Here is a 12,165-nt window from a genome sequence, read left to right on the forward strand (position 1 = left end):
CGTAGGCTGGCCGCATGCCTCAACTGCGAGCCGTGCTCTTCGATCTCGACGGCGTCCTGACGCCCACCGCCGAGGTGCACATGCGTGCCTGGGCCCGCCTCTTCGAGCCGTACGCGCAGGCCCACGGCCTCGCGCCGTACACGTCGGCCGACTACTTCGCCCACATCGACGGCAAGCCCCGGTACGACGGCGTGGCGACCTTCCTCGCCTCACGCGGGGTCGAGCTGCCGCGCGGCACCGCCGAGGACGCCCCCGGCGAGGACACGGCCTGCGCGCTGGGCAACCGCAAGGACGAGATCGTCAACCGGATGTTCGAGACCGAGGGGATCGACCCGTACCCCGGCTCCGTCCGCTTCCTCGACGCCGTGACCGCGGCGGGCGCCCAGGTCGCCGTCGTCTCGTCGTCGCGCAACGCACCGAGCGTGCTGGCCGCCGCCGGCATCGCCGACCGGTTCGCCGTCGTCGTCGACGGGAACGTGGCCTCCCGGGAGGGCATCGCCGGCAAGCCCGCACCGGACACCTACCAGCGTGCCGCCGAGCTGCTCGGGGTCGCGCAGGCGGAGGCGATCGTCGTCGAGGACGCGATCTCCGGTGTCCAGGCCGGTGCCGCCGGCGACTTCGGGCTGGTGCTGGGCGTGGACCGCGGGGTGGGTGCCGACGTGCTGCGCGAGCACGGTGCCGACGTCGTCGTGGCGGACCTCGGCGAGCTCGACGCGACGGTGCTCGACGCGACGGTGCTCGACGGAGGTGACGCGTGATCCGCAAGACCAACGACGAGCAGAACTCGGTCGACCGCCAGCGGTTCCCGGCGGACCCGTGGCGGCTCGTCGAGACGCAGTACTCGGCGGACGACCTGGGTGTCACCGAGACGTTGTTCGCCGTCGCCAACGGCTACCTGGGCATGCGCGGCAACGTGGAGGAGGGGCGCGACTCCTTCGCGCACGGCACGTTCGTCAACGGGTTCCACGAGACGTGGCCGATCCGTCACGCCGAGGAGGCGTACGGGTTCGCCAAGGTCGGGCAGACGATCGTCAACCTGCCGGACGCCAAGGTGATCCGGCTGTACGTGGACGACGAGCCGCTGCTGCTGCCGGTCGCGGACCTGATCGAGTACGAGCGGGCGCTCGACATGCGCGACGGGATCCTGCGCCGCGAGCTGCTGTGGCGCACGCCGTCGGGCAAGCGGGTGCGGATCCGTTCGGAGCGCATGGTCTCCTTCGTCGAGCGGCACCTGGCCGTGATGACGTTCGAGGTGACGCTGCTGGACGCCGCCGCCCCGGTCGCGATCTCGTCCCAGGTGCTCAACCGGCAGGACGGCCAGGACGAGTACCACGTGCGTGCCGCCTCCCTGGGCGAGGGTTTCGACCCGCGCAAGGCGGAGCGTTTCAACGAGCGGGTGCTGCAGCCGCAGACGCGGTGGGGCGACGACGAGCGTGTCGTGATGGCCTACCGGTGCACCAACTCGGGCATGACGGTGGCGGTCGCGGCCGACGACCGGATCGAGACCGAGAACGAGTGGGACGTGCGCACCCAGGTCGACGAGGACCTCGCCAAGCACGTGTTCCGCGTGAAGGCGGAGCCGAACCGACCCATCCGGCTGACGAAGACGGTGGCGTACCACACCTCGCGCGGCGTGCCGTCGCGCGAGCTGGTGGACCGCTGCCGCCGCACGCTGGACCGTGTCACCGACAGGGGCGTGGCGGCGTGCCATGCCGACCAGCGGGCCTGGTTGGACGACTTCTGGGCCCGGTCGGACGTCGAGATCGGCGGACGTCCGGAGATCCAGCAGGCGGTCCGCTGGAACCTGTTCCAGCTCGCCCAGGCCACGGCGCGCGCCGAGGGCAACGGCGTGCCGGCGAAGGGGCTGACGGGGTCCGGCTACGGCGGGCACTACTTCTGGGACACCGAGGGCTACGTCCTGCCGTTCCTGACGTACACGAGCCCCCGGTACGCGCGCAACGCCCTGCGGTTCCGTTACCAGATGCTCGACGCGGCACGGAAGCGTGCCGGTGAGCTCTCCCAGCGCGGCGCACTGTTCCCGTGGCGCACCATCAACGGCGAGGAGGCGTCCGCCTACTACGCCGCCGGCACCGCGCAGTACCACATCGACGCCGACATCAGCTACGCGCTCGCGCAGTACCTGCGGGCGACGGGTGACGCAGACTTCCTGCGCAAGGAGGCCGTGGACATCCTCGTGGAGACGGCCCGCATGTGGGAGGACCTCGGGTTCTGGCGGGTCAACGGCGACGACAAGTTCCACATCCACGGTGTCACGGGACCGGACGAGTACACGACCGTGGTCAACGACAACCTCTTCACGAACGTCATGGCGCGGTTCAACCTGCGTGCCGCGGCCCTCGTCGTGGAGCACATGCGCAGCGAGTACCCGCAGGACCACGCGCGCATGGTCGACCGCCTCGGGCTCGAGGAGTCGGAGGTCACCGAGTGGCGGCGCGCGGCCGAGCGGATGGCGATCCCGTACGCCGAGGGCATCGGCATCTATCCCCAGGACTCCCACTTCCTGGAGCGTGAGCTCTGGGACCTGGCGCGCACCCCGGCGGACAAGCGACCGCTGCTGCTTCACTACCACCCGTTGGTGATCTACCGCTACCAGGTGCTCAAGCAGGCCGACGTCGTGCTCGCGCTCTTCCTGCAGGGCCAGCACTTCACGCCCGAGGAGAAGCTCGCGAACTTCGAGTACTACGACCCGCTGACGACGGGCGACTCGACGCTGTCCGGCGTCGTGCAGTCGATCATCGCCGCGGAGGTCGGGTACCACGAGCTCGCCCTGGAGTACTTCCTGTCGGCGCTGTTCGTGGACCTGGCGAACCTGCACGCGAACGCCTCGGACGGCGTGCACGTCGCCTCGGCGGGCGGCACCTGGTCGGCGCTGGTGTGCGGGTTCGGCGGCATGCGCGACCACGACGGCGAGCTGGCGTTCGACCCGCGGCTCCCGCAGGGCTGGGAGTCGCTCACCTACCGGATCACGTGGAACGGCTCGCGGCTGCGGGTCACCGTCCGCCCGGACGTCCTCGAGCTGGAGGCCGAGACCGGCGACGGCGCGACCGTCTCGGTGCGGGGGTCCGAGGTGCGGGTCGCGGCCGGTGAGGTGGTCCGCGTCGTGCTCGACGGCCAGGGACCGGTCAAGGCGGGCCGGCCCGGCCTGCGAGCGCTGTCGGGCAACCGCCGTGACGACGGCACGCTCATCACCGCGACGGTCCCGCACTCCTGACCCGGCACCCCGGCCGGGCCCTCGCGTCCGGCCGGGGTGCGCTCAGCCGAGGCGCTCGGCCAGGAACGTCCACGCCAGGGCGGCCATGTGCGCGGCCTGCGCGTTGTCCGCCGCCCCGCCGTGACCGCCCTCGACGTTCTCGTAGTAGGTGACGTCCTGGCCTGCCGCGAGCATGAGCGCCGCCATCTTGCGCGCGTGCCCTGGGTGGACCCGGTCGTCCTTGGTCGAGGTCGTGAACAGCACCGGCGGGTGCTCGCGGTCCCCGTCGAACTGGTGGTAGGGCGAGAACGTGCGCAGGAACTCCCAGTCCTCCGCGACGTCGGGGTCGCCGTACTCCGCGGTCCACGACGCCCCCGCGAGCAGCCGGGAGTAGCGCCGCATGTCCAGCAGGGGCACCTGGACCACGACCGCGCCGAACAGGTCGGGATACCGCGTCAGCATGTTGCCGGCCAGCAGGCCGCCGTTGGACCCGCCCTGCGCACCGAGGTGCGCGGGCGTGGTGATGCCGCGGGCGACGACGTCGCGGGCGACGGCCGCGAAGTCCTCGTAGGCGCGGTGACGCTTCTCGCGCAGGGCCGCCTGGTGCCAGCCCGGCCCGTACTCGCCGCCGCCGCGGACGTTCGCCACGACGTACACCCCGCCACGTGCCAGCCAGGCGCGTCCCACGGTGCCGGAGTAGCCGGGCAGCAGCGAGATCTCGAAGCCGCCGTAGCCGTACAGCAGGGTGGGCGCGGACCCGGGCGTCGTCGCGTCGGCGGGTCGCACCAGGTCCTCGCGTCCCACCACGAAGTACGGCACCCGCGTGCCGTCGTCGGAGGTGGCGAAGTGCTGGTCGACGACGAGCCCCTCGGACTCGAAGAACGCCGGCGCGGCCTTGAGCGGCTCCGGCTCACGCGGTTCGCCCAGGGGCCCGACGACGGTCGCGAGCGCCAGGGTGGACGGCGTGAGGTAGCCGGTGGTGGTCACCCAGACGTCGTCGCTGTCGATCGCCGAGACGGCTCGGACCCCGACCGTCAGGAGCCCGCCGCCGACGGCGAGGTCGGAACGTGCCCAGCGCGCGCCGGGGTCGGCGGGCTCCGGCGGGGTGAGGACGTGCACGGCGTTCTTGACGTCGTCGAGCACGTTGACGACGAGGTGGTGCCGGGTCCAGGTGGCGCCGACCAGCGAGGTGCTCGCCGTGGGCGCGAACAGCACGGTCAGGTCGCGCGAACCGGCCTGGAAGGCGTCGACGGTCGTGGCCAGCAGCGACCCGGCCGCGTAGGTGCGTCCGCCCACGTCCCAGTCCTCGCGCAGCTCCACCAGGATCCACTCGCGGTGGAAGCCCACGTCCGCGGAGTCGGGCACGTCGATCTTCGTCAGCCGTTGGTCCGGCGTGCCGACGTCGTCCACCAGGTAGGTCTCGGACCGGTAGAACGCGAGCCCGCGCCGGACGACGTCGCGCTCGAACCCGGGGGTGCGGGACCGGCCGGCGGAGACCGACAGGTCCTGCTCGGCGGCCTCGAAGACGACCGGGGCGTCGTCGAGCGCGGTGCCGCGCCTCCACAGCTTGACCACGCGGGGGTAGCCGGACGTCGTCAGGCTGCCGGGGCCGAGGTCGGTGTACGCGTAGACGGTGTCCGCGTCCACCCAGCCGAGCCCGCCCTTGGCGAGCGGCCGTTCGAAGCCGCCCTCCTCGGGTGGCACGAACCTCAGGTCGACGAGGTCGAGCTCGCGTGTCACGTCGGCGTCGGAGCCGCCGGGGGAGAGGTCCACCAGGGCGCGCCGCCACGGCTCGCCCGCGGCGAGCTGGGCGGGGGTGGGGCGCAGCACGCCGGCACCGTGCCACACCCAGGACGTCTGCTCGGCGGCGGCGAGGGCGTCCAGGTCCAGGACGGTCTCCCAGGCAGGGTCCTGGGTGCGGTAGGACTCCGGGGTGGTGCGACGCCACAGACCGCGCGGGTGGGCGGCGTCGCGCCAGAAGTTGTACAGGTGGTCGCCGATCCGGGACACGGCCGGGATGCGGTCGTCGGAGTCCAGCACCTCGAGCAGCGCGGCCTCGGTGGCGGCCAGGCGCTCCCCGCCGAGGGCACGGTGGGCGGCGTCGTTGCGCTCGCGGACCCACCCGAGCGCTGCGGCGCCCTCGACGTCCTCCAGCCAGAGGTGCGGATCGGTGGGTGCGGTGTCGTCGACGAGGTCGCGGGGTTCGGCAGTCATCGCCCCTGAGACTAGTCGCCTCGGGCGCGGTGAACCCTTCCGCCGAAAGGTCCGATGTGGTAGAAATTCCAGGTCAGGGCCACTGTGCCCGGTCAGCAGTCATTCCAGGGGGTTCGCGGAGAAGGCCGTTTTCGTGTGGTCTTGAGCTCGACGCCGCTGGACCCTCCTGACACCAACGGGGGTGCAGTGAGTACGTCAGCGTCAGCGAGACCGCACGCGAGCACGAGGGTTCTGCCGTGGTTGTGCGTCGCGCTCATGGTGCTCTGCGTGGCAGCGCTTCCAATGGTCGGTGGTGTCGGTGCGGGGTGGGAGGCCTGGGTCCTCGGCTCCGCGGCCGTCGCCCTGCCGGTCGTCGCGGCCGTGCTGCTCGGGCGAGCGTCCCGGCGGGACCACCGGGTCTTCAGGTCCCTCGTCCTCGAGCGCGACCGCCTCGCGGCCGAGCTCTCCGAGGCCTCGTCGTCCCTGGCGGCGACCACCGAGGCGCTCACCCGTGAGCAGACCGGCCGGCTGGACGAACGAGCCGCGGTCGAGACGGCCGTCGTCGCGCTCAGCCGCAAGGTGCAGGCCTCCGCGCACCGTGTCCAGGAGGAGGCCGCGCGCATGGTGCAGCGGCACTCCAGCGACCCGGACGTGCTGCAGACCTCGATGCGGATCGACCATGCCGCCGCCCAGCACGCCCGTCAGGCCCAGTGCCTCGTCGCGCTGTGCGGACGGCGCCCCGGCCAGAGCTGGGACGACCCGCTCGCGCTGCCCGACGTCGTGCACGCGGCCGCCGGCCGCATCACCGCCTTCCACCGGGTCGAGGTCTCCGGGGACCCCGGCCTGGCCGTGACCGGACGCGCCGTGGAGGCGCTGATCCACGTCGTCGCCGAGCTGCTCGCGAACGCCACCCAGTGCTCGCCCCCCAACACCCAGGTCCTCGTCACGCTGCGGCAGGTCCAGCGCGGTGCCGTCATCGAGATCGACGACTGCGGCGTCGGGATGGACGCCCGCGAGCTGCTCCGTGTCCGGGCGGTGGCGAGCGGCGCCACCACGGTGACCGTCGCCGACCTGGGGGAGGTCCCGCAGACCGGGCTCGCCGTCGTCGGCACCTACGCACGCTTCCTCGACCTGCGGGTCGACCTCATGGAGTCGGTGTACGGAGGGCTGCGCGCCGTGGTGCTGGTCCCCGACGCCCTGATGGAGGTCGCGGCCGATACGCCGACGGTGCTCGCACCCAGCGCCGACGACGCCTGGACGACCGACGCCGGCAGGTCGGCCACGAGCGCCCTGGACCCCGGCGGCCTGCCCGCCGGGAGCTCCTCGGGCCTCGTCGCGCGTGACGGTGGTGCGCGGTCCGTCGGCGGAGCCGCCGCGCTCCCCGCCACGACCACCGGCACGGGGACCCCCGCGGTCGCCGGACCCCCTGTCCTGCCGCAGCGCCGGTCACGGCGCGGCGAGCCCGGTACGCCGGCGGACGCCGCGGCGTCCGGGGCGCGAGGGTCGACCGCCCCGCCCCCCGCGGTGAGGGCGCCGGACCAGTCGGCGGAGGAGGCCGGCGCCTGGATCGGAGCCTTCTTCTCGGCCGGCGACGACGCACGCGACCTGGCGGCACGGGCACCGCACGACGAGCTCGACCCACCGCACGATCCCCAGCACGACGAGCCGCCCGTCGAGGCGGACGCTACCTCGGAGGACCGATGACGATGCACCCCCCGGGCGCCACCACGCCCCTGACCGCCCACCCCGAGAGCTGGATGCTCGACCTCGTGGCCGACGTCCGCGGCGTGCGGCACGCCGTCGTGCTGAGCTCCGACGGCCTGGTGAAGGTGCGGACCGACTCGACCGACCCCGACACCGCCGACAAGGTCGCGGCGGCCTGCGCGGGCCTGGTCGCCCTGGGCCTGAGCATGGGGCGCGAGTTCGGGGAGAGCGACACGCTGCGCCAGGTGGTCGTGGAGTTCGACGGCGGGTTCCTCTTCGTGCGGGGCGCCGGCGACGGGTCGCGCCTGGCGGTGGTGACCCGGGCCGGCGTCGACCCCGGCCTGGTCGCCCAGCAGATGCAGGCGCAGGTGCTCCAGATCGGTGAGCGCACGCTCGGCACCAAGCCAGTCGGTCGTTGAGGGGGCGGGCCATGCACTCCGAGGGGTTCCGGGACCATCCGGTCCGTTCCTACGTCCTGACGGGCGGCCGGGCGCACCCGACGCGCAACACGTTGCGCCCCGAGACGCTCCTGTGCGTGGCGCAGGACGACCGGCGCGACCCGGTACGGGCGACGGGACGCTACGAGCGCGCGGTCCTCGAGATCTGCCGGGGCACACTCGCCCTGGCGGAGATCGCCGCCTACCTGCGGCTGCCGGTGAGCCTGGTGGCCGTGCTCGTCTCCGACCTGGTGGACGCCGGCCACCTGACGATCCGTTCGGGCTCCGGGGCGGGACTGCCCGACACGGGGCTGCTGGAGGAGGTGCTCGATGGACTCCGCAACCTCTGAGCCGCGCCACCTGTCCTCGACGGTCGAGCGGTCGGTCAAGGTGCTCGTCGTGGGTGCCTACGGCGTCGGCAAGACGACGCTGATCGACGCGGTGAGCGAGATCCCGATGCTGCGCACCGAGGAGTCGGTCACGACGGCGAGCGTCGGCGTCGACCCGTACGTGGCGCAGAAGGCGACCACCACCGTCGCGATGGACTTCGGGCGGGTCACCCTCGGCGGCAGCACCGCCCTGTACCTGTTCGGGACCCCGGGGCAGCGGCGGTTCTGGGACCTGTGGGCCGGTCTGGCGGACGGGGCGCTGGGCGTGCTCGTCCTGGTGGACACCCGTCGGCTGGAGGACAGCTTCGAGGTCCTGGACCAGATCGAGGAGAAGACGGACCTGCCCCTGGCGGTCGTGGTGAACCAGTTCCCGGGCTCCCCGCAGCATCCCGACGAGGCCGTCCGGGAGGCGCTCGACCTGCCGGTCGGCACCCCGGTGGTGTCCGGGGACCTGCGGCAGCGTGCACAGGCCGTGGCCGCCCTGGTGACGCTCGTGGAGCACGCGCTGCGTCGCCGTACGGCCGGGAGCGCCGCCGCATGAGCCTGACGTCGGCCGTCCGGACGGTCCGGCTGGAGCAGATCGCCGACCGTCCGCTGCTCGCCGACCTCGCCGGGGCGCCCGACCCGGGTGCGGCGTACGACGCGCTGCGTTCCCGCTGGGGGAACGTGGCGCCGGTGGACCTCGAACCGGGGCTGCCGGCCTGGCTCGCCCTGGGCTACGACGAGGTCTCCACGGTGCTGCGGAACTCGGCGATGTACTCGCGCGACTCGCGGGACTGGCGCTACGAGCGGGAACGGCTGGTGGCCTGGCGCTCGCCGGCGCGGGCGGTGGTCGCGCAGCGCGACAGCGCCCTCGACCGTGACGGCGACGAGCACCGCCGGCTCAGGTCGGCGTTGGACGACGTGCTGGCGTCCCTCGACGAGCGCCGGGTCACGCGGACGGTCACGGTGGCCTGCACGTCGATCCTGGACAACCTGATGTCGCGGGGTGCAGGGGACCTCGTGGCCGAGCTCGCCGTCGACGTCCCGGTGCGGGTCCTGGCCGAGATGTTCGGCATGAACCCCACCGACGCGCGCCGCATGCACACCCTCACCGTCGCGGCGAGGTCCGGCACCGACGAGGCCTACCAGGCGTCGGTCGACCTGGAGAACCTCCTGGCCACGTTCGTCGCACAGAAGCGGGCGGAACCCGGTGACGACCTCACCTCCGCGCTGGTCGCGCACCCGGACCACGTGCACGACCTCGAGGTGATGGGCGCCATCTCCCTGCTCTTCAGGACGGCCCACGACGCGTGGGTCGCGTGGATCGCGACGGCGCTGCACCGGCTGTTCGTCGACCGCGAGCTGGCCGCGCAGCTGCACGGCGGCCGGATCTCCCTGGACGACGCGCTCGGCCAGATCGCCCGGACGTCACCGCCGCTGCCCCACCTGCAGCCACGGTTCGTGCTCAACGACGGCACCCTCGGAGGGCAGGCGATCGCCGCGGGCGACGCCGTGGTGCCGGCGGTGGCGGCGGCGAACCAGGACCGTGCCGTGCAGGTGGCGGACCCGTGGGAGCAGGTCGACGCCCGGTTCCACCTCACCTGGGGCGTGGGCGCGCACGCGTGTCCCGCGCACCGGTCGGCGCCGCTGGTGACGAGGCTCGTCGTCGGGCACCTCGTCGCGCGCCTGGAGAACCTGGAGCTGGCCGTCGAGCCGGAGCAGGTCGTGCCCGTCCGCTCCGCGTGGGTGCGCCACCCGGCAGAGCTCCCGGTGCGTCGTCGTTGACGTGACCGGGAGCCCCGCCGTGACCGGGAGCCCCGCCGAGGTTCAGGCGAGCCGTTCCTGGAGTCGGCCGGCGACGCCCCGGTAGGCCGACGGGTCCACGGGCAGCAGCCACTGACCTGCTCGCCGCGGCGCGGAGAGGTTGAGGTCGAGGTCGTCGAGCATCTCGTCGATCTGGTGCATCGAGAACGGGATGACGTTCGTGCCGCGGGCGTGGCGGCCCTCCGTCCGCTTCTCCATCCAGTCGACTCGGTCGGTGACGTGCTCGCGACGCACCTCGACCGGGGGCAGGGTGAACGCCCCGGCCAGCAGCGCCGCCGTCCACACCGCGCCGATCTCGGCCGACAACGGCGAGAAGAACGACGAGTTGTAGCCGGCGAAGGTCAGGTGCGGGACGTCGTGCGGCAGGATCTGGCGGTAGAGCTGGAAGTTGCCGCGGTCGTCCTGGAGTCGGCGGGTCACGTCGTCGTCCAGGAACGGCACCCGCTGGTGGAACCCGGTGCCGCAGACCACCAGGTCGGCGCGCACGGTGGACCCGTCGCTGAGGATCGCCACGGGCGCTCCGTCGTCGTCCGTGGTGAACCGCTCGATCTCGGCCTCGCGGTGCACGGTGATGCGTCCGTGCTCGACGTGTTCGGAGAACCCGTCGGTGGCGAGCGAGACGTTGGAACGGGCGATCGTCTCGAACTCGCTGTGCGGCACGAGGCCGAGTTCCTTGAGGCGCAGCTGCTTGGTCGTGACGGCTCCGACGCTGGCGACCATCGAGCGCCGGACCGGGTCGCCCGGGCCGTGCAGGAACTTCTCGGCGGTGCCCTCGAGGTCCTGGTAGCGGAACAACGCCTCGCCCAGGCGGGTCAGGAGCAGGTACTTGTAGTTGAGCGCCTTGCCGAGCTTCTTGGGCATCTTCCACAGCAGGTGTCGTGCCACCACGGAGGTGCTCGCCGCACCGTCCGCGACGGCTGCCGCGACGTCGCAGGCTGACTTGCCGTAGCCGACGACGACGACGTGCTTGCCCTCCGCCTCCGCCGTCGTGGGGACCTGGCTCGCCGCCACGATCTTGCCGCCGGCGCGCAGCAGGCTGGCGAGCCCGTCGAACTGGGGGATCACCGGGTCGGAGAAGATGCCGTTGGCGACCACGAGGTGGTCGAACTGCTCGGGGTCGCGGACCGCCTCGCCCGAGTGGCGTGCGGTGACGAGCCACGCGTCCTCGGCGGGCGAGAGCTCGGCCCGCACGACCTCCGTCGACAGGCGCAGCAGCGGCGCCAGGTCGTGCCGGGCGACGTACTGCTCGAGGTAGTCCTGGACCTGCTCGCCGGTGGGCCACTCGGGGTAGTGGCGCGGCATGGGCAGGTCGCTGAAGGCGTACGAGCCCTTGTTGTTCTGGGTGGTCAGGCCGGAGTACCGACGCGTCGCGCTCCAGACCCCGCCGACGTCGGGGGCCTTCTCGAACACGACGACCTCGTGGCCCGCCTCCCGGAGGATCTTTGCACTGGCGAGACCGGCGAACCCGGCGCCCACGACAGCGATCTTCATCAGCGTCCCTGCTTTCGATCGAGTGGTCGTCAACCCCGAGAGCGTAGCGGTCCGGACATCTCGGAGGATAGGCCTGAACAGGACTCTTGCCCTGAACGGAGCCGCCCGTGCCTCAGGCCGGTGCCAGGCTCTCGAGCCCGGTCGAGGGTGTGCCCCGTTCCACCAGCCGGGCGCTCACCTGGTCGCGCAGGACGGCGTCGCCCGCCAGTCGACGAGCGACCGCCCGGTGGTCGCCGTGGCCGACGAGGGCCGCCAGGACCTGGTCGTGGCGCAACGTGCGCCACAGGTCCTCCTGGCTCGAGCGGGGCAGCGGCGCCCCGTCGTCGTCCGCGACCGCTCCGAGCCGCGAGACGTAGAGCGACCAGGGTCCGGCGAGCCCCGCGAGGTCGACGCCGTGGACGTCGTGAGCGCCCGTGCGTCGCAGGTACCGCGGTTCCGTGGCGTCGAGCGCCGCGACCTGCTCCGTCGTCAGCAGGACCACGACGACCGCGAGGTCTGCGCTCTCGGGCGTGCCGGTGCCGGCGCGCGTGCGGGCGAGCGGGACGGCGGCGACGTAGCCGCGAGGGTTGACGTGCGGCAGGTGCCCCACCGCGAGGCCGGTCGCGCGGGCGGTCAGCAGCGGCACCGTCGTCGGGACGCCGGCTCCGGCGAGCTTGCGGTCCAGGACGGCCGGTGCCGCGTTGGAACCGATCCCGACGACGGCGTGCCGTGCGCCGACGCCGGGCGCACCGGCGCGCAGCAGCAGCGTGTCGAGCGGTGCGTCGTCGTCGTCGACCCAGCCGCCGTCGGCCTCGCGCAGCGGGTGGAACGACCCTGCGTGGAGCAGTCCCGCCGTGGTGGCCGACGGTCCCGGGTAGCGCCAGGGGTCGGCGGTCAGGTCGACGTCGAGCCCGAGCGTGGTCAGCGCGCGTGCCATGACTCCATCCTGCCCCAG

At 72.9% G+C, this 12,165-nt stretch carries 10 protein-coding genes; 7 read left to right on the top strand and 3 right to left on the bottom strand.

Features of this window, described 5'->3' with window-relative positions; all coding sequences use genetic code 11:
• Positions 1–14 precede the first annotated feature (14 nt).
• Entirely contained in the window at positions 15–758 is a 744-nt protein-coding gene (locus ACNHYB_RS15875; protein WP_418276327.1) for an HAD family hydrolase, read from the top strand.
• The gene (locus tag ACNHYB_RS15880; protein WP_418276328.1) at positions 755–3,232 is read left to right on the top strand and encodes a glycoside hydrolase family 65 protein; all 2,478 of its coding nucleotides are present in this window, start codon (positions 755–757) and stop codon (positions 3,230–3,232) included. Before ACNHYB_RS15875 ends, ACNHYB_RS15880 begins: the two co-directional genes overlap by 4 nt.
• Before the next feature lie 42 nt (positions 3,233–3,274).
• On the opposite strand, the gene ACNHYB_RS15885 is transcribed toward ACNHYB_RS15880, so the two are convergent.
• Positions 3,275–5,425: a prolyl oligopeptidase family serine peptidase gene (locus tag ACNHYB_RS15885; protein WP_418276329.1), complete on the bottom strand. Its 2,151-nt coding sequence runs from the start codon at positions 5,423–5,425 to the stop codon at positions 3,275–3,277.
• Between the two features lie 267 nt (positions 5,426–5,692).
• Between ACNHYB_RS15885 and ACNHYB_RS15890 the strand changes: the two genes are divergently transcribed.
• Genes ACNHYB_RS15890 through ACNHYB_RS15910 form a run of 5 tightly spaced genes read left to right on the top strand, consistent with a single transcriptional unit; the run spans position 5,693 to position 9,701 of the window.
• Positions 5,693–7,108, top strand: a complete 1,416-nt coding sequence (locus ACNHYB_RS15890; protein ID WP_418276330.1) for an ATP-binding protein — start codon at positions 5,693–5,695, stop codon at positions 7,106–7,108.
• A complete protein-coding gene (locus ACNHYB_RS15895) occupies positions 7,105–7,527 on the top strand; it encodes a roadblock/LC7 domain-containing protein (protein WP_418276331.1) in 423 nt (140 codons plus the stop codon). The genes ACNHYB_RS15890 and ACNHYB_RS15895 overlap by 4 nt, the downstream gene beginning before the upstream one ends.
• 11 nt (positions 7,528–7,538) lie before the next feature.
• On the top strand, positions 7,539–7,895 hold the full coding sequence (locus ACNHYB_RS15900) for a DUF742 domain-containing protein (RefSeq protein WP_418276332.1): 357 nt from the start codon (positions 7,539–7,541) through the stop codon (positions 7,893–7,895).
• Positions 7,876–8,475 (top strand): GTP-binding protein, encoded by a 600-nt coding sequence (locus ACNHYB_RS15905; RefSeq protein ID WP_418276333.1) that lies wholly within the window; start codon positions 7,876–7,878, stop codon positions 8,473–8,475. Before ACNHYB_RS15900 ends, ACNHYB_RS15905 begins: the two co-directional genes overlap by 20 nt.
• Positions 8,472–9,701, top strand: coding sequence for a hypothetical protein (locus ACNHYB_RS15910; RefSeq protein WP_418276334.1), 1,230 nt, complete (start codon positions 8,472–8,474; stop codon positions 9,699–9,701). Before ACNHYB_RS15905 ends, ACNHYB_RS15910 begins: the two co-directional genes overlap by 4 nt.
• A gap of 42 nt (positions 9,702–9,743) precedes the next feature.
• Here the strand turns inward: ACNHYB_RS15910 and ACNHYB_RS15915 are convergent, their stop codons facing one another.
• Positions 9,744–11,231: a flavin-containing monooxygenase gene (locus ACNHYB_RS15915; RefSeq protein WP_418276335.1), complete on the bottom strand. Its 1,488-nt coding sequence runs from the start codon at positions 11,229–11,231 to the stop codon at positions 9,744–9,746.
• Positions 11,232–11,343: 112 nt separating this feature from the next.
• Positions 11,344–12,147 (bottom strand): hypothetical protein, encoded by an 804-nt coding sequence (locus ACNHYB_RS15920; protein ID WP_418276336.1) that lies wholly within the window; start codon positions 12,145–12,147, stop codon positions 11,344–11,346.
• Between the last annotated feature and the right edge of the window lie 18 nt (positions 12,148–12,165).

Origin of the sequence: Isoptericola jiangsuensis (assembly GCF_048320105.1) — a bacterium.
Classification (GTDB): domain Bacteria; phylum Actinomycetota; class Actinomycetes; order Actinomycetales; family Cellulomonadaceae; genus Isoptericola; species Isoptericola jiangsuensis_A.

Excerpts from the sequence above, each read along its gene's own strand:
- ACNHYB_RS15875 (WP_418276327.1), top strand. The coding sequence starts at position 15 with ATGCCTCAACTGCGAGCCGTGCTCTTCGATCTCGACGGCGTCCTGACG.
- ACNHYB_RS15885 (WP_418276329.1), bottom strand. The coding sequence starts at position 5,425 with ATGACTGCCGAACCCCGCGACCTCGTCGACGACACCGCACCCACCGAT.
- ACNHYB_RS15895 (WP_418276331.1), top strand. The coding sequence starts at position 7,105 with ATGACGATGCACCCCCCGGGCGCCACCACGCCCCTGACCGCCCACCCC.
- ACNHYB_RS15900 (WP_418276332.1), top strand. The coding sequence starts at position 7,539 with ATGCACTCCGAGGGGTTCCGGGACCATCCGGTCCGTTCCTACGTCCTG.
- ACNHYB_RS15905 (WP_418276333.1), top strand. The coding sequence starts at position 7,876 with ATGGACTCCGCAACCTCTGAGCCGCGCCACCTGTCCTCGACGGTCGAG.
- ACNHYB_RS15910 (WP_418276334.1), top strand. The coding sequence starts at position 8,472 with ATGAGCCTGACGTCGGCCGTCCGGACGGTCCGGCTGGAGCAGATCGCC.
- ACNHYB_RS15915 (WP_418276335.1), bottom strand. The coding sequence starts at position 11,231 with ATGAAGATCGCTGTCGTGGGCGCCGGGTTCGCCGGTCTCGCCAGTGCA.
- ACNHYB_RS15920 (WP_418276336.1), bottom strand. The coding sequence starts at position 12,147 with ATGGCACGCGCGCTGACCACGCTCGGGCTCGACGTCGACCTGACCGCC.